Annotated in this window: 14 protein-coding genes; 8 read left to right on the top strand and 6 right to left on the bottom strand. The window is 69.9% G+C overall.

What is annotated here, in order from left to right; all coding sequences use genetic code 11:
- Positions 1–342 precede the first annotated feature (342 nt).
- From rimP to truB, 8 genes are all read left to right on the top strand, one after another.
- Positions 343–1,404, top strand: a complete 1,062-nt coding sequence (gene rimP, locus BL253_RS10450) for a ribosome maturation factor RimP (RefSeq protein ID WP_076815875.1) — start codon at positions 343–345, stop codon at positions 1,402–1,404.
- Complete coding sequence (gene nusA, locus BL253_RS10455; RefSeq protein WP_076815877.1) at positions 1,401–2,561, top strand: transcription termination factor NusA; 1,161 nt, start codon at positions 1,401–1,403, stop codon at positions 2,559–2,561. Before rimP ends, nusA begins: the two co-directional genes overlap by 4 nt.
- A gap of 55 nt (positions 2,562–2,616) precedes the next feature.
- On the top strand, positions 2,617–2,895 hold the full coding sequence (locus BL253_RS10460; RefSeq protein ID WP_274535199.1) for a YlxR family protein: 279 nt from the start codon (positions 2,617–2,619) through the stop codon (positions 2,893–2,895).
- Positions 2,896–3,105: 210 nt separating this feature from the next.
- Entirely contained in the window at positions 3,106–6,300 is a 3,195-nt protein-coding gene (infB, locus tag BL253_RS10465; RefSeq protein ID WP_076815879.1) for a translation initiation factor IF-2, read from the top strand.
- A gap of 189 nt (positions 6,301–6,489) precedes the next feature.
- Positions 6,490–6,819, top strand: a complete 330-nt coding sequence (locus BL253_RS10470) for a DUF503 domain-containing protein (protein WP_076815881.1) — start codon at positions 6,490–6,492, stop codon at positions 6,817–6,819.
- 21 nt (positions 6,820–6,840) lie between these two features.
- Positions 6,841–7,392, top strand: coding sequence for a 30S ribosome-binding factor RbfA (gene rbfA, locus BL253_RS10475; RefSeq protein ID WP_076815883.1), 552 nt, complete (start codon positions 6,841–6,843; stop codon positions 7,390–7,392).
- Positions 7,389–8,504, top strand: coding sequence for a DHH family phosphoesterase (locus BL253_RS10480; RefSeq protein ID WP_076815885.1), 1,116 nt, complete (start codon positions 7,389–7,391; stop codon positions 8,502–8,504). Before rbfA ends, BL253_RS10480 begins: the two co-directional genes overlap by 4 nt.
- A 148-nt stretch (positions 8,505–8,652) precedes the next feature.
- A complete protein-coding gene (gene truB / locus BL253_RS10485; RefSeq protein ID WP_241834685.1) occupies positions 8,653–9,612 on the top strand; it encodes a tRNA pseudouridine(55) synthase TruB in 960 nt (319 codons plus the stop codon).
- 42 nt (positions 9,613–9,654) lie between these two features.
- Here truB and BL253_RS10490 read toward each other — a convergent pair whose 3' ends face one another.
- The 6 genes from BL253_RS10490 to tnpC form a co-directional block, all read right to left on the bottom strand.
- Positions 9,655–10,683 carry a hypothetical protein gene (locus tag BL253_RS10490; RefSeq protein ID WP_076815886.1) on the bottom strand — a complete coding sequence of 343 codons (1,029 nt, stop codon included), beginning with the start codon at positions 10,681–10,683 and terminating at the stop codon, positions 9,655–9,657.
- Entirely contained in the window at positions 10,680–11,696 is a 1,017-nt protein-coding gene (locus BL253_RS41805; protein WP_131831477.1) for a hypothetical protein, read from the bottom strand. Before BL253_RS41805 ends, BL253_RS10490 begins: the two co-directional genes overlap by 4 nt.
- A 242-nt stretch (positions 11,697–11,938) precedes the next feature.
- The gene (locus BL253_RS10505) at positions 11,939–15,421 is read right to left on the bottom strand and encodes a DEAD/DEAH box helicase family protein (protein WP_076816006.1); all 3,483 of its coding nucleotides are present in this window, start codon (positions 15,419–15,421) and stop codon (positions 11,939–11,941) included.
- Positions 15,422–15,455: 34 nt separating this feature from the next.
- Entirely contained in the window at positions 15,456–16,655 is a 1,200-nt protein-coding gene (locus BL253_RS41050) for a restriction endonuclease subunit S domain-containing protein (RefSeq protein WP_076815891.1), read from the bottom strand.
- Positions 16,652–18,187: a type I restriction-modification system subunit M gene (locus tag BL253_RS10515; RefSeq protein ID WP_076815894.1), complete on the bottom strand. Its 1,536-nt coding sequence runs from the start codon at positions 18,185–18,187 to the stop codon at positions 16,652–16,654. Before BL253_RS10515 ends, BL253_RS41050 begins: the two co-directional genes overlap by 4 nt.
- A 70-nt stretch (positions 18,188–18,257) precedes the next feature.
- Entirely contained in the window at positions 18,258–19,715 is a 1,458-nt protein-coding gene (gene tnpC / locus BL253_RS10520; protein ID WP_076815896.1) for an IS66 family transposase, read from the bottom strand.

Genomic DNA, 19,715 nt, shown 5'->3' on the forward strand with positions numbered 1-19,715 from the left:
TCGGTGCCATAGGCATGACCCCCCGGCGCGGACAGGCGCGTGCCGGCCAGAGGACCCGGGTACGCCCCCGTGCCGCGAAGAGCCGACCATGGTCAGGCCGCGATTGGAGCCCCACCGCGACAGACGTAGGCTATGGATCTCGGAAGAGGCCTTGAGGCTCGCCGATGGCAGTCTTGATCACCATCCCCGCTGGCATGGCCCCGCTGGCATGGCGCGACGGGCATGGCGGGCGGGCCGTTCGGGCGGAAACCGCGTGGCGTCGCCCGCGCGCGGGGCATGCCAGTGGTGGGCGCCGGTCGATATCCGATCGGTATGTGGAATTCGCGGAAGGGACTGGGTGACGTGGCACGGGACGCGGGCCGTACTGGCCGCCGGCCGCCGAGCGGCTCGGCGCGGCCTGGGAAGGCCGCGTACACCGACGCCGGGGCTGGGCAGGAGGGCCCCGGCCAGCCCGCGGCGGCGCGGCCGGCCCGGACCGCGGGGAAGGGGAAGGCCGCCGCGGCGGACAGCACGGCGGCGCTGCGGGCCGCGGTCAGCGAACGGCTCGCCCCCGCGCTCGCCGAGGCCGGGTTCGACCTGGAGGACCTGAACCTGTCGCGGGCGGGCTCGCGCAGTGTGCTGCGGGTCGCGGTCGATCGTGACGGCGGCGTCGACCTGGACGCGGTCGCGGATGCCAGCCGGCTGATCTCCGACCTGCTCGACCGCGTGGCCGACGAGGCGGGCCTCCTCGGCGCGTACGTGCTGGAGGTGACCTCGCCCGGCGTCGACCGGCCGCTCACCCAGCCCCGGCACTGGCTGCGGGCGCGTGGCCGCCTGGTCGAGGCCAGCCGCGTGGACGGCACCGTGGTGGTGGGCCGAGTGCTCGGCGCCGACGGCGACGGGGCGGACCTAGCCGTGGCCACCGGCCCCGCGCGGCGCGGGCGTCCCGTGCGGACTCGGCTCGAGCGGTTGCTCTTCGCCGACGTGGCCCGAGCCGTCGTGCAGATCGAGTTCGGCCACGCCGACGCCCCCGGCTCCGCCGGCACGGGCGGCTCGGGGACGGGCGAAGAGCGTCCGGAGGGCGATGACGGGGCCCGGGCGAATGGCGACATCGACGACAGGGACGACGAGCTCGGCGGTGACGACGAGCTGGGTGAGGACGAGGGGCCAGACGAGAACGAGGACCTGGCCGACGCCGACGACGTCTGGGACGACGAGGACGAGGACCTCGACGACGAGGACCTCGACGAGGACGGCGGGAATCACGAAGGCGGTGGGGACGACGGCCTGAGAGGGCTCGAACAGGACGCGCCCGCGGCCGGCGGCCCAGCCAGCGGCAACGACCTGGGAAGGGCTCGGCGGGGACGAGCCGGCGGAGGTCATGAGGACAGCGGCCCAAGCCCAGGTGAGGAGACAGACCGGTGAAAATCAGCGTCGCCGAGCTGCGCGGTATCGAGCGTGAGTACGACCTCTCCTTCGAGACCCTGGTCGAGGCGATCGAGACCGCGTTGCTCAAGGCCTACCAGCACACCCACGGCGCGCACRTCGCCGGTTCGGCCGACGAGGCCCCGGYGGCCGACGCGCGGGTGGTGGTCGACCGCCAGACCGGTGAGGTGACCGTGCTGGCGAAGGAGACCCGGGAGGACGGCACGGCCCGGGAGTGGGACGACACACCCGCGGACTTCGGCAGGATCGCCCAGATGACCGCCAAGCAGGTCATCATGCAGCGCCTGCGGGAGGCCAAGCAGGAGGTCACCTACGGCCAGTACGCCGACCGCGAGCACGAGATCGTCTCCGGTGTCGTGCAGCACCACGAGCAGCGGGCCGGCTCGAGGGTGGTGCTCGTCGACCTCGGCACCGTCGAGGGCGTGCTGCCGCCGGCCGAGCAGGTACCCGGCGAGCGCCTGGAACACGGCGACCGCATCAAGTGCTACGTGGTGCACGTCGCGCGGGGGCCGCACGGCGCGGCCGTGACGCTCTCGCGAACCCACCCCGAGCTGGTGAAGGGCCTGTTCCGGCTGGAGGTCCCCGAGGTCGCGGACGGTACCGTGGAGATCGCGGCGATCGCCCGCGAGGCCGGGCACCGCAGCAAGATCGCGGTTCGCTCGAAGGTCGCGGGGGTGAACCCCAAGGGAGCCTGTATCGGTCCGATGGGCAGCCGGGTGCGTGCCGTGATGGCCGAGCTGCACGGCGAGAAGATCGACATCGTCGACTGGTCCGCCGACCCGGCCACGTTCGTCGGCAACGCGCTCTCACCCGCGCGGGTGTCGCGCGTCGAGGTGACCGACCTCGCCGGCCGCTCGGCGCGAGTGACCGTGCCGGACTACCAGCTCTCGCTCGCCATTGGCCGTGAGGGCCAGAACGCCCGGCTTGCCGCGCGGTTGACCAGTTGGCGGATCGATATCCATTCGGATACGGAGGGTGACAATGGCGGCGCCGGGCGACGCCCCGCGGACCCGCCGCGCCGGGCCGGGGCCGGGCCGGCGGACCTACGGCGATCCGACGCCACGACCTCCCCTGGGGGGGCACCCGGACGGCGCTCGCCTGCCACGGGCGGGCAGCCTAGGGGTGCAACGGGATAGACTCTCCGTGGCGCGCCGTGCGGAGCCGCACATCGCTGGTGCCACGACTGGTGTCGTGCGCACCTGTGTTGGTTGTCGGACCCGGGCGGCGCGRTCCGACCTGCTGCGTATCGTCGTGGTGGACGGCGAACTTCTGCCGGACCCGCGCCGTCGTATGCCTGGCCGGGGGGCGCACGTGCACCCCGACATGGCATGCCTTGATCTCGCGGAGCGCCGTCGTGCGTTCCCGCGAGCGTTGCGGGTACCCGGTCCGCTCGGTCTCGAGCGGATCCGGGCTCACGTCCGGCAGGTCCATGGTCCCGCGCGGGACGATGGCGAGCCCGGACGTTGTTAGCCAGGGGGTGGTGTGCCCAGGCACGCCTCCCTGAGCAGGAGGGTGGGGGAGTGCCCCACTCGATGGGGGCGTCGCCGGATAGACGCCGGATGACGCCGACAGGAAGCAGGTCGAGAGCGATGACCGCGCAATGAGCACGCAGCCATGATCGCGACCAGCAGGTAACGAGGTCACGCGGGCGCTGAACCGCGGGCCGAACGAAGGAGCACCGTGGTAGGTAAGGCCCGCGTACACGAGCTCGCGAAAGAGCTCGGCGTCGACAGCAAGACCGTGCTTGGCACGTTGAAGGAAATGGGCGAGTTCGTTAAGTCCGCCTCATCCACCGTCGAAGCACCCGTGGTGCGCAAGCTCAAGGAGCGGCTCGGCGGCGAGGGCGAGGCCTCGTCCGCCCGTCCGGCTGGTCGCGCCACGCCCGGTCCGGTCGGCAACGGCGCCCGTCCAGGCGCCGGCCCCCGGCCTGTGCCCGGTCCGGCTCGTCCCGGCCCGGGGCCGCGTCCCGGCCCCGCGAACGGCCGCCCAGGCCCGGCGGCCCGTCCGGTGAGCCCCGGAGCCGGCGCGCCTGGCGCCGGTGCCCCGCTGCCGCCAGCCAGCCCCAGCCGCCCGTCCGTCGGCGAGCCAGCTGTCGCCGGCGGCCCGCCCGCCGGCGGTGCCGGCGCGCCGGTCGTACCCATCCGTCCCGAGGCCGCGCCCCGCCCCGAGGCGGCGCGCCCAGCCGCCGCGGCGGCCTCGGCCGCGCCTCAGTCCCCGTCGCAGGCCGGGCCGCGTCCCGGCCCGCGACCCGCCTCGCCCGCTCCCTCCGGGGGGCGTCCCGCGCGCCCAGGTGGCCCCTCCGGGCCCGGCGGTCCGGCTGGCCCGGGGGCTCCCGGCGCCGTGCAGGCGGCCGGCGGTCCCGCCGCCGCGCCCAGCAGGCCCGGTGGCGGCCCGCGTCCCGGCCCGCGTCCCGGCCCCCGGCCGGCCGGGCCTGGCAACAACCCGTACACAACGCCCGGCTCCGCGGCCGCGGCCGGCCCGCGTCCCGGGCCGCCGGCGGCGCCCAGCGACCGGCGAAGCGGTGCTCCGCGCCCTGGCGGCGCTCCCGGCGCTCCGCGCCCGGGCGGCCCCGGCGGCCCGCGCCCGAGCCCTGGCGGCATGCCGCCTCGGCCAGGGGGTAGCGGTGGCCCACGCCCGGCGGGCGGCGGCATGCCGCCCCGGCCGGGTGGCACCGGTGGCCCTCGTCCCGGCCCCGGCATGTTCGCTCCGCGCCCGGCTGGCGGCGCTCCCGGCCGTCCCGGTGCGCCGGGCCCCCGCCCGGGCGGCGGTGGCGGCGCGGGTCGTCCCGGTGGTGGCGGCGGCTTCGCCGGCCGCTCCGGTGCTCCCGGTCGTCCCGGTGGTGCTCCCGGCGGTGGCGGCGCGGGTCGTCCCGGCGGTCCCGGTGGCGGTGGCGGCGCCGGTGGCGGCCGTCCCGCGGCCGGCGGTCGCGGCCGCGGCGGCACGACGGCGGGCGCGTTCGGTCCCGGCGGTCGTGGCCGTCCGGGTCGTCAGCGCAAGTCGAAGCGCGCGAAGCGTCAAGAGTGGGAGAGCGGGCTCGAGGCGCCGCGCATGGGGGCGATGGTCCCCCGTGGCAACGGGCAGGCCATCCGGCTCCCGCGCGGCGCGTCGCTCGCCGACTTCGCCGACAAGATCGACGCCAACCCGGGCGCGATGGTCCAGGTGGTGTTCACCCAGCTCGGCGAGATGGTGACCGCGACCCAGTCGTGCACCGACGAGACCCTGCAGCTGCTCGGCGTCCAGCTCGGCTATGACGTGCAGATCGTCAGCCCCGAGGACGAGGACAAGGAGCTGCTGGAGAGCTTCGACCTGGAGTTCGGCGGCGAGTACGGCGACGATGTCGTCCTGACCACCCGGCCGCCGGTGGTGACCGTCATGGGTCACGTCGACCATGGCAAGACGAAGCTGCTCGACGCGATCCGGTCCACCGACGTGGTGGGCGGCGAGGCGGGCGGCATCACTCAGCACATCGGCGCCTACCAGGTGCGGGCGGTGGTCGACGGCGATGAGCGGCCGATCACCTTCATCGACACCCCGGGCCACGAGACGTTCACCGCCATGCGTGCCCGTGGCGCGCAGGTGACCGACATCGTGGTGCTGGTGGTCGCGGCCGACGACGGCGTGAAGCCTCAGACCATCGAGGCGCTCAACCACGCCCAGGCGGCCGGCGTACCGATCGTGGTCGCGGTCAACAAGATCGACAAGGAGGGCGCTGACCCGGCGAAGGTCCGCGGGCAGCTCACCGAATACGGGCTGGTGGCCGAGGAGTACGGCGGCGACACCATGTTCGTCGACGTGTCGGCGCGCAACCGGACCAACATCGAGGGCGTCCTCGAGGCGATCGTCCTGACCGCCGACGCGTCTCTGGACCTGCAGGCGGCGTTCGGCGTCGAGGCCCAGGGCGTCGCGATCGAGGGCCGGCTCGACCGCGGCCGCGGCCCGGTGGCGACCGTGCTGGTACAGCGCGGCACGCTCAAGATCGGCGACTCGATCGTCGCCGGCGAGGCCTTCGGCCGTGTCCGGGCGATGCTCGACGAGAACGGCGCGAACGTGACCGAGGCGGGCCCGGCCCGTCCCGTGCAGGTGCTCGGCTTCACCAGCGTCCCGGACGCGGGCGACAACTTCCTGGTTGTCCCCGAGGACCGGGTCGCCCGGCAGATCGCCGAGCGGCGCCAGGCCCGCGAGCGCAACGCCGAGCTGGCGATGAGCCGTGGCCGCCCGACGCTGGAGACGATCCTCGAGCGGATGAAGGAGGGCGAGAAGACCCAGCTCAACCTCATCCTCAAGGGCGATGTGTCGGGTTCGGTCGAGGCCCTCGAGGACGCGCTGCTCAAGATCGACCTCGGCGACGAGGTCGGGCTGCGCATCATCGACCGTGGCGTCGGCGCGATCACCGAGACCAACGTCATGCTGGCCTCGGCGTCCGACGCGCTGATCATCGGCTTCAACGTCCGCCCGCAGGGCAAGGCGACCGAGCTGGCCGACCGCGAGGGTGTCGAGGTCCGGTACTACTCGGTCATCTACCAGGCGATCGAGGACATCGAGAACGCCCTCAAGGGCATGCTCAAGCCGGTGTACGAGGAGGCGCAGCTCGGCACGGCGGAGGTCCGCGAGGTCTTCCGGGTGCCGCGGATCGGCAACGTCGCCGGCTGTATCGTCCGGACCGGTCTCATCCGGCGCAACAGCAAGGCGCGCCTGATCCGGGACGGTGTGGTCGTCGCCGACAACCTCACCGTCGAGTCGCTCAAGCGGTTCAAGGACGACGCCACCGAGGTTCGTGACGGGTACGAGTGCGGTATTGGACTCGGCTCGTTCAACGACATCAAGATCGAAGACGTCATCGAGACCTTCGAGCAGCGCGAGATCCCGCGCAGTTGACGGTTCGGGCCGGTGCCCCCTGCTCGCTGCCCAGCGGCAGCTTCGCCGGGGGCGCCGGTCAGATACTGCTTCGGGGGGCGACCCCCGGACTCCCGATGTCGCGCGCGGAGCGCACGACCTGAAATCCCGGGGGTCCGGGGTCGCCGCCTTGGGTGCGATTTGGTGACTAGCTAGCAGGACAAGACATCTATGTGGATCGGTCTGCTCAGCGTGGACGGGCTGTTTGGGGACGTCCACTCTCTGAAAGAGAAAAGGTCGCTCGTGCGGCCGGTCGTGGCCGAGCTGCGCAAGCGGTTCCCGGTGAGCGTGGCCGAAGTGGACCACCACGACCTGCACCGGCGGGTGAAGATCGGCATCGCGGTCGTGGCCGCGGACAGGGGCTTCTGCGTCGACGTGCTCGACGGTTGTGAGCGCCTGGTCGCCGAGCACCCGGAGCTGGAGATTCTGGAGTCGCGCCGTCGTCTTCTCGCCGAGGACGACGTCGACGAGGAGCCCCGGGAGGCCCCGTACCGGGCCTGAAGGGGCATGGAGGTGTGAACGATGGCTGACCCCGCCCGCGCGCGTCGGCTGGCGGTGCGTATCCGGGAGGTCGTCGCTGCCGCCCTCGAGCGCGGCGTCAAGGATCCCCGGCTGGGAATGGTGACCATCACGGACGCCCGGGTGACCCCGGACCTGATGGAGGCGACCGTCTTCTACACGGTCTACGGCGACGACGAGGCCCGTGCCGCGTCGGCGCGGGCCCTGGAGTCGGCGAAAGGCCTGCTGCGTTCCCAGGTGGGTAAGGCGACCGGCGTGAAGTCGACGCCGACGCTGACCTTCGTGCACGACCGGCTGCCCGACGACGCCCGTCACCTCAACGACCTGCTCGAGGTCGCCAGGGTCAGGGACGCCCAGGTCGCGTCCGCGCGCGAGGGCGCGAGCCCGGCCGGCGACGCCGACCCGTACCGGCACCCGCGTGTGATCGAGGATGACGATCTCGAGGACCTCGACGAGATCGACGACCTCGACGAGATCGAGGACCTCGCGGACGGTGGCGACGGCCTCGGAGACGAGGCGGCCCAGGAACGACCCGTGGGAGGCGTCGGGCGATGAGCCCCGACGCGGCCGGCCTGCTGCGGCAGGCCGTCGCCGGCGGCTGGGCCGTCGGGCTGTTCGCCCACGTCAACCCGGACTCCGACACGCTGGGCTCGGCGCTCGCGCTGGGCCTGGCGTTACGGGGCGCCGGGGTGGACGCCGTGGTCTCGTTCGACGCCGACCCGTTCCGGGTGGCGGACGGGCTGGCCTTCCTGCCGGGGCAGGAGCTGCTGGTCGCACCCGCGGACCTGCCGGGCGCGCTCGACCTGGTGATCACGCTCGACGCCGCCGCGCCGCACATGCTGGGCGCGCTCGCGGCCCGGATGGCGACCGCCCCGCGCACCCTCGTCGTCGACCACCATCGCTCCAGCGCCGAGTTCGGCCAGGTCAGGCTCGTCGACCCGGACGCGCCGTCGACGTCGACGGTCGTGCTCGATCTGCTCGACCAGCTCGGGCTGCCGCTGGACGCGGCCGTCGCGACCGCGCTCTACGCCGGGCTCGCGACCGACACCGGCTCGTTCCGGCAGGCGACGGCGGGCCCCGCGGCGCACCGAGCCGCCGCGCGGCTGGTGGAGGCCGGCGCCGATCCGACCGTGATCGGTTGGTCGGTGTGGGGCATCCACCGGTTCGGCTACCTCAGCCTGCTCGCCGACGTGCTCGGCCGCGCCGGCCTCTCGGAGTCCTCCGACGCCGAGGGGCACAAACTGGTGTGGACCTACATCACTCACGCGGACCTGGCTGGCCGCGGGCTGCGGCTCGAGCACGTCGAAGGCGTGGTCGACGTGCTGTGGGGCGTGCTGGAGGCGGATCTCGCCGCGGTGGCCAAGGAGCTTCCCAGTGGCGGGTGGACCGTCTCGCTGCGCTCACGGGGGTCGATCGACGTTGGCGCCCTCGCCGCGGAGCTCGGCGGCGGCGGTCACCGGGAGAAGGCCGGCTTCCTCGCCGGCGGGCGCGGGGAGGACGAGCCGGGCGAGAACCGGCCGAACGGCGGGCAGCCCGACGAGGAGCGGCGCGTCGGCGAGATCGTCGGGGAGATCCTCAACCAGGTACGGCGTCTGGTCTCGGGCCACAGCGGCCTGGGCCCCCTGGGCTGGAGCACGGTCCGGGTCACGAGCCTGTCCGACCTCTAGCTTCCCCACCGATCCGCCAGGGCAGTGGTTTGCGCCTGGCCGTACGTGCGGCTTGTCGCGACGCGGCGGGCGGATCGGCGGGGGCCCCTCGCCTGACTAGATGAAAAGATCGACCATCGAACCGGTCCTGGCTGTGAACGGAGCTCTGGTGACCTTGCCAACGACGGCCGCGGCCGAGCCCTCCCGCTTGGCGGCGTCCCAGGCCGTCCCGGTCGTGCCTGATGGGCTGGTCGTCCTCGACAAGCCACCGGGCTGGACCTCGCATGACGTCGTCGCCAGGGCGCGGCGGATCCTGCGCACGCGCAAGATCGGCCACGCCGGCACCCTCGACCCGATGGCGACCGGTGTCCTGCTGCTCGGCGTCGGGCGCGCGACGAAGCTGCTCGGGCATCTCGCGCTCACCAGCAAGGAGTACGAGGCGGTCATCCGCCTCGGCGTCACCACGATCACCGACGACGCCGAGGGCGAGCTGGTCGACGAGCGCCCCGTGGACGCCCCGCCCGAGGCGCTCGCCGCGGCCATGGCGGCGCTGACCGGCGACATCGACCAGGTCCCGTCGAGCGTCAGCGCCGTGAAGGTCGACGGGAAACGGGCCTACGCCCGCGTCCGCGCCGGCGAGGATGTCGTGCTCGCCGCGCGCCGGGTCACGGTCAGCGCCTTCGAGCTGCGCGGGCGGCTCGACCGCGCCACCGGCGCGCCCGACCCGGCCGGCACCGACCTCGCCGTCCGGGTCGCCTGCTCCAGCGGCACCTACATCCGGGCGCTCGCCCGTGACCTGGGGGCGGCACTCGGCTGCGGCGGTCACCTGACCGCGCTGCGGCGCACCTCTGTCGGTCCGTTCGCCGTCACGGAGGCGCTCGACATGGACGCCTTCGCCGAGCGTGCCGCCGCGGCCGTGAGCCCGCTCGCCGACGCCGTGGCGACCGCCTTCCCCAGCAGGCGGGTGGACGCCAGCGAGGTGAGCGCCGTCGCCCACGGCCGCCGCCTCCCGGCGGCCGGCATCGCCGGCCCTTACGGCGTCTTCGCCCCTGACGGCACTGCCCTCGCGCTCGCCGAAGACCACGGCCACGAGTCCCGCTACCTGGTCGTCTTCGCCCCCGCGGGTTGACGCTCAGCTCCGAATCCGGGCGCTGGATTCTGCGATCGCCCGTCAGGCGATCCTCAGGTGTTCCAACTCGTTGTCCACAAGAGTCAGCGACCCGTCGAACCGGTGTTGCAGGTTCGCGATCAGGCGCGCCACAGTGTTCCCGCAGGAACCCGAAGGTAGATAGACACGAAGCCAGTCTTCACCCACGGCGAGGCGCAGCCGGTGGCCGATGTGAAGGTCGACCGCATCGACCTCGGCGATTCCGTCCTCAAACCGAGGCACACCCCAGAGCCGGAACGGCGCCCGGCTGGACACCAGCTCGTCGATCCAGCCCCTGAGATCCTCGATCGGCCGACCGAAATTCAGCGAGATCACCGATCCGGACAACCGCCCCCCGCCCTCGTCCCCGAGACCCGACCAGCGCATCCCACGGCCCTCACAAGCCTCGACGAATGCCCGGTAGCGGTCGACCACGGACGACACGATCGCGGAGTGGAGCTCGAACGAGTCGCCTGAGACCAGGAACTTCCCCCGCCGGGAGATCACTTCTTCGACCGTCCCGTATTCAGGCTCGTCGGCGTGGATCTGGATCCGGTCGAATGCCAGCGCCGAGCGGTAGCGCGGATCCGAAGAGATCAGGTCGGTGATCGCGTCGGCGGCATCCCCCTTCAACTGCAGTCGCAGCGTCGACGCCGGTGAGACGCCCGAGGTCAGCCGGCCGCTCCGGAAGTCGGTGAGGACTGCCTTGCGGCGCGCCTGCGGCCACACCGACCGCAACTGGCCGGACGAAAGCCAGATCCAGTCCAGATCGCGGCGCGCCTCGATGTTGCGCCGCAGGAACCGGTTCGACTCGGCCACACTCGCGTCGGTGTGGAAACGCCAGAATCGCCGATCAAGCGTGTCTACCCACAGATCGCCGAAGCCCGTCGCCACCTCGAACAGATAGACATCGTCAGTCGGCCGGACCGACGACACGCCCTCAAGCCGCGCGAGAACCGGCGCCGGGTCGTCCGCGTGGGCCTCCACGACGTAGGTCTTGGTCGGCGCCGTACCACTCATCGACAGGCGCTCCGACAGATCCGCCCTGTTCACTCGTCGATCTCCCCCTCCCCGACCTCGTCCTCAACCTCGGCCTCACCCAACTGGTCAAACAGGTCGTACTGCCCCTCGATGACCAGCCCGGTGGAACCGGCCCGTGACCGCCCCGCAGCCCGCGCGATCGCCTGGTAGCGCTGGGTCCTGCCCCGCGGATCCAGATCTTCCGGCGTTGCCAGGATCCTGACCAACGACTCCTGCCGGCGCTCACTCCGGGGCTCGTAAAGAACCTGCCCCCTGAACTCGTCCTCACCAAGAGACCGGCAAGCCCTGCCGATCATACCAAGCAGGGCTGCTTTGCGTTGCTTTCCATAAATCACCCAGTGTGGGGCAGCCTCGCCGCAGATCCATTCGACCGAAACATAGGGAACCCGGCGCGCCATTGCCTGGACCAGTACCGAGGCCACCACCTTCTTCACATCGCTCATTGGCGAGTTCTCGTCGAAAGGAATATGCGCGGCCAGCGGAGCGTGAAGCCGTGGCGAACGATCGGGCCAGGAGTTCTCAAACTCGCCGTTTTTGGCCGTAGCGCGGTGAAGAGTCAACATATGGTCGCCGACTCCAAGGACGGGACAGTCGACGTCAACTGCCGCTAGGCCCTGCCTGATGCGCCCCACGTGTTCGTCMAGCGCGACGTACAGGACTTCCAGACGCGGTGACGCCGTCGACCGYAGGGTGATGCTCGCGCTCAGAACCACGTCTTCGGCTCGAAGAGCCGCATACCCGCCTGCTTGCGGCGCCTCCACGTTTGCGCCACTCTTGCACTCACAAGCAACGATCAGGCTGTCCCGTGGGCGGTGGAGTACCGCATCGACGACGACCGTCTGAGGTCTCTCCCCGCCGCCCCGTGCCGGAACCTCGAGTCCCGCCAGCTCAAAGCCAGCATCGGCGAGCACAGCCGGGTTGACGTCACCGCGCATTGTCAGGCTGACCAGCGCATTCAGCGGCTTCAGCCGTGGCTCCATGGCATCCCCAGGGTCCGTCGGGTGGCCGATCTTCGTCCAGCTCATGATCTTAGCGCCATGCGATACCCCGACACGGGGTGTCAGTCGGTGCGCGAAACCCTCCGTAGGGACGGCGCCCCCGGATGCGTCCACGGGTGTGAACGGCCTCGCAACGATCGGGACGCCTCACCCGGACTGCCGGACGATGCGGTGCTGGCGCTGGCCGAGCACCACGGTCGCGAGTGCCGCTGCCTGGTCGTCTTCGTCCCCGGCTAGGGTCGCGTTTCGTCGTTGGTGGGGCGGCTGGCCTAGACCGCCTCCGACTGTGGAGTCGCGGTGCCTCGGATCTCCTCGAAGATCGTGTCGAGCGTGTCGATGTCGGACTCCGTGAAGAGCCTCTCCGGCCCGCTGGGCGAGAGCTGCCGGAACGGGGGTTCGTAGAGGTCGCCGACGTCAAGGAGGCCACGAGCCGTGAGGACCTCGACGATCTTTCCGAGGAAGTGAAGCTGGTTGGCGGTCAGGGTGCGGCCTGCCTGGAAGCGGTCGAACGCCCGGGTGGCTGCTTCGCGGTCGAGGCCGGTGAGCGAACGCAGGAACAGGCCGAGACCATGGTGCTTGGCCTTGGCCTGGTCGATGTCCTCTTCTTTGCCGAGGCCGGTCTCGAGGAAGACCTTCTCCAGCTCGTCGAGGTCGACTGTCGTGATCTGGCGGGCACGGCGCAGCTTCTGGATGGCGAGCTGGTCCTCGTGGCTGCGCAGGTAGGTACGGATCTTCTTTTCGAAGTCGTCCCCGAACGGCTGCCAGGTGAGGGTCAGCTCGCCGATCTCCCCAAGGTCGTCCTCGAAGTCGGTGTAGACGATGTTGCGCTTGGACTTCTCGATCAGCCGGACGAGGGTACGCACCCGGTGGCGGACGTTCTCCAGCATCGGCAGGGTGACGTCCTGCCACCAGGTATCCGTGGTCAGCTCGTCAAGGAGCTCGGCCTGGTCGCGGACCGCGGGGATGGTGGTCTGGGTGAGCAGCGCGGCGGCGATCTCCTGGACCCGCGCGCGCATCGTGGCGAAACCGGCCTCCGCGCTGAGGCAGGCCAGCTGGAGGCGCAGGATCAACAGGTCGAAGCGCTTGGCCTCCTCCCCGGCCGGGTCGTCCTGGTAGGCGCTTGGCAGTCCGGCCAGCTTCTCCAGGTCGCCGTGCTCCGCCGGGGTGATCTTCTTCCAGCTGCTGGCAGCGGAGTAGGTGTCGACCTGCTCGCGGTGCGGGCGGACCAGGAAGTTCTCCGGGTTCATCCCGGTTACCTGGTCGCGCAGCCGGCGGGCGAGATCTGCCCGCACCTCGGCCTCGCTGCCGACCGCGTCATCGGGGTTACTGGCGCTGGGGTCTGTCGGGGGTGGCCCGGTGCTGTCGGGAGCTGTGCCGGCCTGGGCGAGTTGGTCGTCCAGATGCAGCAACAGGTCGGCGCGGCGCTGGAAGATGCGCTGGCCGAGCGAGGGCGGCGGCGTGCGCTCCTCGGTGGCCATGTTCTGGTTGAAGTACTCGACGTTCTGGCAGAGGTCGAAGACGAGGAACTCGTTCTTGTCACGGCCCGGGCCGAACAGGTCCGCGCGCAGCCGGGTGCCCCGGCCGATCATCTGGGTGAACTTGATCTTCGAGCGGATCAGCTTGAAGAACACCAGGTTGACGACCTCGGGCACGTCGATGCCGGTGTCGAGCATGTCGACCGAGATCGCGATGTGCGGCGTTTTCTCCGGCTCGGAGAACTTGTCGATCAGGTCCTGGGCGTAGGACGTCTGGTAGGTGATCACCCGGGCGAACTCGCCCTGGTAGTCGGGGTAGTTCTTGTCGAACCGCTCGGCGATGAAGCTCGCGTGGGCCTGGTTCTTCGCGAAGATGATCGTCTTGCCCAGGCGGTCGCCGGCCGCGACCCGCAGGCCCCGCGTCATCAGGACCTCAAGGGCCTTGTCGACGGTGTCCGCGTTGAACAGGAACGTGTTGAGCTCGTCGGAGCGCACCTCGTCCGGGACGGAGCCGTCCTCGTTCCACTCGGCGGCGTCCCACCTCTCCTTGTCGTCCTCGGACAGCTCGTCGTAGCGGATGCCGTGGCGCTGGAACTTCAGCGGCACATCGACGGCCCGCGGYGGCACGAGGTAGCTGTCCTTGACGGCCTCCGTGAGCTCGTAGGTATCTGTAGGCACCCGGTCTTCAAGTCCGAACAGCTCGTAGGTGTTGCGGTGGATCTCGCCGCGTGGGGTGGCGGTCAGGCCGACGATCAGGGAGTCGAAGTAGTCGAAGATCGACCGGTACTTCTGGAAGATCGACCGGTGCGCCTCGTCGACGACCACCAGGTCGAAGTAACCGGGGCCGAACCGGCGCCGCCCGCCGGCATCCACCTCGTCGATCAGATTCATCATCGTCGGGTAGGTGCTGACGTAGACCTGGGCGGTCTCGTTCTTCTCTTCCAGCAGGTTGACGACCGGCATGCCCGGCAGGTGCGCCTTGAAGGCATTCGTGGCCTGCCTGACGAGCGCCTGCCGGTCGGCGAGGAAGAGCACCCGCTTCACCCAGTTGGCCCGGGCGAGCTGGTCCACCAGGGCGACCACTGTGCGGGTCTTGCCGGAGCCGGTCGCCATGACCAACAACGCGCCGCGCTGCTTCTCCTCGAACGCCTCGCCGATCCGGCGGATCGCCCGTGACTGGTACGCCCGGTTCACGATGTCGTCGTTGATCGACTCGGCGGCCAGCGGCCTGCGCATCACCCGCCGCAGGACGAGCAGGCGCAGCTCGTCCTTGGTGTAGAAGCCCTGGACCTCGTGCGGTGCGTAGCCGGCGGCGGGATAGTCGTCCCACAGCCAGGTCGTATAGCCATTCGTGTAGAAGATGACCGGGCGTTGGCCGTGGGCGGCCGCCAGGCGGTCGGCGTACAGCTTCGCCTGGTGCTGGCCGGTGATCGCGTCCTTGGTGGTCCGCTTGGCCTCGACGAGCGCGAGGGGCTTGCCGTCGTCGTCCCACAGCACGTAGTCGACCTTGCCGTTGCCGCTCTTGTTGCTGGCGGTGACGGGCATCCCGGTGACGGGGAACTCGCGATCCTGCGCCTGGTCGAGCGGCCAGCCGGCCTCCTTGAGCAGCAGGTCGATGATGTACGCCCGGGTGTCGGCCTCGTTGTAGTCGTGGGTGTCCGGCCGGGCCGTGTTCGCCGCCTTGGCCAGGGCGAGTTCGGCACGCAGCTGCTCGATCTTGGCAGCGAGCTGGGCATTGCGCTCCCGCGCCTCGGCCAGCTTCGCCGCCTGCGCGGCCTGTTGGGCGAGGAACTGCTGCTCCTGCTTCTTCAGCGCGGCCATCGTCTGCTGGCGGACGTCGACCGKGCGGGGGACCAGGTTCCGGTCGAAGGTCAGCCCGTCGGCCGGCAGATTCGCCTGGTCGCGGGTGTAGGTGCGGGCGATCCAGTACAGGACGTGGAACAGCTCGGTCAGCGACCGGAGGGCATCGTTCTCGGCCACCGGCGTCTTGTGGTGGACGGCCACATTGCCCTGCTTGCGGATCGCGTCCATCTTGATCCGCCGCGTCTGCCCGACCAGAGTCACCATCGTAGGCTCGGCGATCATCGCGGCCAGCTGGTCCTTGTACGGCGGCTTCAACGACGTGTCGACGTCGTACAGCCAGTGAATCGCCAGCTCAAGCGTTCGCCGCGCATAGAAGCAGGCCGCCCGCGGGTCCACCAGCGCGTTCCGCTCGGCCTGCCCCGCCTCCTTGCACAGCTCCGGCCACTCCGCCTGCAGAAACCCGAAGTTCCCCACGCCCACCCCCGGATAGCGCTAAATGAGCGCTATCCTACAGCTCACCGCGGAAGGCCCTGTGCTGGAGGGATGCGAAGAGCGTGTCGAGGGACCGCGAGTGGGCCGAGTGGCGGCTCCGCAGGCGGTCGATCGACTCCATGCGTTCTGCGTACTCTCGCTGAAGGTCGAGGGGAGGGATTGGGAATGGCATATTTGCGAAGCGGCCAGCGCCAAGATGCGCGACGCTCKATGTCTTGCTGCTGATCCGAGCGAACTCGCCGGTCCTGAAGTATCGAATGAATACGCCAAGCGCATATCTTGGTTGAATAATTCTTTCGTTTGCCTGAAATCGTAGCAGCGTGTTCTGAAAACAGCAGTGCGGAAGGTCGTCGCGCCACATCGCAGGACGCCCTACGAGTTCTGTGCTTTGCCCTTCATTCAAGAGAATATCGCCATAGTGTAGACGGTAATTGGCATAGTCGGACTGGTTGAAGTCCATGGTAAGTACGTCCGAGATGTCGATCTTATCTTCAAAAACGTTGGCTACCCTCACGTAGAGGTGCGGGTAAGCTCCGGTCTGATACTTCGGTGCCCTCTGGCGTCCTAGCTGGACGGTTCCCCCGTCGGAAACACGCDCCATCTGCCAGTCGCGAAGATTCCTCATTGGTTCGCCGAACAGCTCAAGGAAGATTGACTGGGCAAGTTCGTCGAGCCGGGCGATCGCTTCGCGCCTCTGTGCCCGCAGTGCTTTTGCCTTATCGATGATTCCTACGAGACGAGTTTGCTCGTCGAGCGGGGGCAGAGGTAGGTCGAGGTCGAGGCAACGTGTGAAGTCGAGGTTCGAGATGTTGGTGGTCTGTCGGCCAAAACTGCGCACCGTGGCCTGGATGTTGCTGGACCCGAACCAGTGATAGAGGTACCTTGGATGGACTTTGGAAATATCGGCGCGCAGGACCGAAATGAAGCCRCCAAAGGTGGCCTTTGCGGCCAGTTCGGGAACCCAGCAGCACTTGCCGACAAGATTCCAACTGTTGGCGCTGGAAACKAGGATGTCGCCGTCACGCAGAAACTGGTTCTCTCGCTTTACGTGTTCGGAGCCGACTGCCCACACGTCACTTAGGTCCAGCTCTGCCTGCACGTTCTTAGTGCGCATACAGTAAACCGTCCCGGGAGTGCCCGGTTCGACGACGTCCGTAGGCTTGAAGGTGATCCCACGCACAAAAGCAGCTACTTCGCCGAGCTTGGAACCGGTCACGCCAAAAGACCCTTCAGTTCAGACATACCCTGCTGGATCTCGGACTCCACGCGTTCCAGGTCCTCTAGGATCGCCAATGGGGAACGGTGCTCGACCTCGGCGTGGACGATTTCCTTGTAGCGGTTAAGGCTGAGATCGTAGCCGTTGGCGGCGAGGTCGGACTTAGGCACGCAGAAGCTTTGGTCGGTGCGGGCACGCTTGCGTTCGCTGCCCATCCGCTTGCCCCAGCGCTGGAGCGCGTCGGGCAGGTTGTTCTTGCCGTGCTCGACCTCGTCGAGCGGGACGGTGGGAAGCGCGCCGAGCTTCTCGTCCGGGAGCAGCGGGGCGCGCTTGTCGTCGAGGCTCCAGCCGTCGGCGGTCACCTCGTAGAACCAGACGTCGTCGGTGCCGCCGCTGTCCGTCCGGGTGAAAAACAGGATCGCGGTCGAGACCCCGGCGTACGGCTTGAAGACACCGCCGGGCAACTTCACCACCGCGTCGAGTTTGTGCTCCTCGACGAGGATCTTTCGCAGGTCCTTGTGTGCCTTGGATGAGCCGAAGAGCACGCCGTCCGGCACGATGACCGCCGCCCGGCCGCCGGGCTTGAGTAGCCGCAGGAACAGGGTCAAGAACAGTAGCTCGGTCTTCTTGGTCTTGACGACGGCGAGCAGGTCCTTGGCGGTCGTCTCATTGTCGAGGCTGCCGGCGAAGGGCGGGTTGGCGAGGATCAACGAGTACTTGCCGGCCTCGCTCGCGACGTTCTGGGCGAGCGAGTCACGGTAGCGGATGTCGGGCTGCTCGACCTCGTGCAGCAGCATGTTCATGCTGCMGATCCGCAGCATCGTTCCGTCGAAGTCGAAGCCGTGGAACATCTCGTGGTCGTAGTGCTGACGTGTGGCCGGGTCGAGCAGCGCGTCGCCGTGGGTCCGCTCCAGATAGGCCGCGCTTGCGACGAGGAAGCCCGCGGTGYCACAGGCCGGGTCGCAGATCGTGTCGCCGGGCCCGGGGGCCGTCATCGCCACCATCAGCTCGATGATGTGCCGTGGCGTGCGGAACTGGCCGTTCTGGCCCGCAGTGGCGATCTTGCTGAGCATGTACTCATAGAGGTCGCCCTTGGTGTCGCGCTCGTCGAACAGCTGCTGGTCACTGAGGACCTCGTCGAGCATGTCGATGACCTTGCTCAGCAGGTTTGCTGTCGGGATCGTGAACCGGGCGTCGCGCATGTGCAGCGCGTAAGTCGACCCCTCGCCGCCGAGCTGGCGCAGCCAGGGGAAGATCTCGTCCCGGACCAGCGCGAACGTCACCTCTGGGCTGCCCTGCGCCTTGAGGTTCTTCCAGCGCAGCTCCTGCGTCTGCGCCGTGTACAGCAGGTTCTCCGCGGGCCGCGTGGTGCGCTTCGCCCGGTTCTCCTTGCCGGTCTCCAGGTCGTCGAGCCGGCGGATGAACATCAGGTAGGTGATCTGCTCGATGACCTCCAGCGGGTTGGAGATCCCGCCGGACCAGAACGCGTCCCAGACCCGATCGATCTTGCTTCGTAGATCACCTGTAAGCACGAAGGGAGCCTACCGGCACGTAGGCACGCCGTTACTGGTCAGCAGGTGACCGGCTGGCAGTGACTTTGAGTTAAGCGGCGGCGTTGGTGGGAACCTGTTCGGTGGGTAGCCAGGGGTGGCCCTCGGCGAGGCGGCGCAGCGCGTCGAGCATCGCGATCCCGTTCTTGCGGGTGGTGGAGAGGTAGCTGCGTAGGGCGCGGAACTGTCTGGCTCCGGTGAGGCTGCGCAGGCAGCCGGAGATCTTCTGGCGGAGCTTGACCATCCTGATGTCGCGCTCCGAGCCATTGTTATCGGGTGGGACTGTCAGGTCGGTGAGGAAGCGCAGGTAGTCGGTCTCCCGGTCGGCGAGGCGGCGGGCCAGGGCGTTCTCGGTGCGCATCGGCTTCGTCGAGCGCGGCCCGGTCTGGCTGATCCCGATCTGGACGGCGTGGCGGAACCGGCGCAGCGGCTCGGCCATAGCGGCGGAGTCGACCGCGGCCGCRCCGGCGGCGTGGGCATCGAGGGCGTGGCGCTGCAGGTCGACGAGGGCGTCGCGGGCCTGGCCGGCCCAGCACCACGCCTCACCGGTGGCCTTCTCGGTCACCGCGAGCAGTTCCCGGATGGCGTGCGCGCAGCAGAGCTGGTGGTCGGCGTCGGTGAACGCGTCATACGGCGCCCAGCAGTCGTGCACCACGACCCCGGTGAATCCGGGCAGCACCCCGAGGAAGTCGATGCCGTCGCGGCCCCGGCGGGGATGACAGACGACCAGGGTGAGCTTCTCGGTGYGCGCGCAGTGCACCCAGTGCAGCTTGGCGGCGACCCGCAGCCCGGTCTCGTCGACCCCGACCACATCGGCGGCGGCCAGCTGGTCACGGACCTGGGGCAGGAACTCGGTCTCGAGGCGGCCCGCGGCGCGGGCGAGCATCGCGGCGACTGTCCCCGGCGAGAGCCGGACCCCGAACAGCTCGGCCATCGTGACCGCCGCCCGGTCCCTCGCCAGGAACTGCCCGCCATACAGGTAGAGGACCAGCGCCTCGACCCCCGGCCCGTACTGGGCCGAGGCCGCCACCCCGGCCGGCGCCGCCGCCCGCGTCCGGACACCGCAGCAGGCGCACTCCCGCTCGACGAGCCGGTGCTCGACGACCTCCGGGGCCACCGGCGGCAGGTCCACGACCTGCCGGCGCTCCACCCCGGTGACCGGCGCGAGCAGCAGCGGATCCCCACAGCCCCGGCATACCGCGGGCTCGTGGATGACCGTCCGGGCCGGGTCGTCGACCAGCCTGAGCGTCGAGCCCTCGTGCCCGTCCTGCCCACCGGGCTTCCGCCCGGTCCTCGTCCGCAGCGACTTCGGCTCGGGCTTGGCCAGCCCGTCCGAGCTCGGCGGCTTCGAGGAGTTCCGTGAGTTCTTCCCCAGCTGGGCCTTCAGCTCCGCGATCTGGGCGTTCGCCCGCTCCAACGCGGCCCGAAGCTCGGCRATCTGCCCGGCCTGCGCCACGACCAGCACCGCGAGCTCGTCAGACGACGGCGCGGGCGGATCGACAGGCGACAC

The sequence above is a fragment of the Pseudofrankia asymbiotica genome (assembly GCF_001983105.1).
GTDB classification, from domain to species: domain Bacteria; phylum Actinomycetota; class Actinomycetes; order Frankiales; family Frankiaceae; genus Pseudofrankia; species Pseudofrankia asymbiotica.

Excerpts from the sequence above, each read along its gene's own strand:
- BL253_RS10470 (WP_076815881.1), top strand. The coding sequence starts at position 6,490 with ATGTGGATCGGTCTGCTCAGCGTGGACGGGCTGTTTGGGGACGTCCAC.
- rbfA (WP_076815883.1), top strand. The coding sequence starts at position 6,841 with ATGGCTGACCCCGCCCGCGCGCGTCGGCTGGCGGTGCGTATCCGGGAG.
- BL253_RS10480 (WP_076815885.1), top strand. The coding sequence starts at position 7,389 with ATGAGCCCCGACGCGGCCGGCCTGCTGCGGCAGGCCGTCGCCGGCGGC.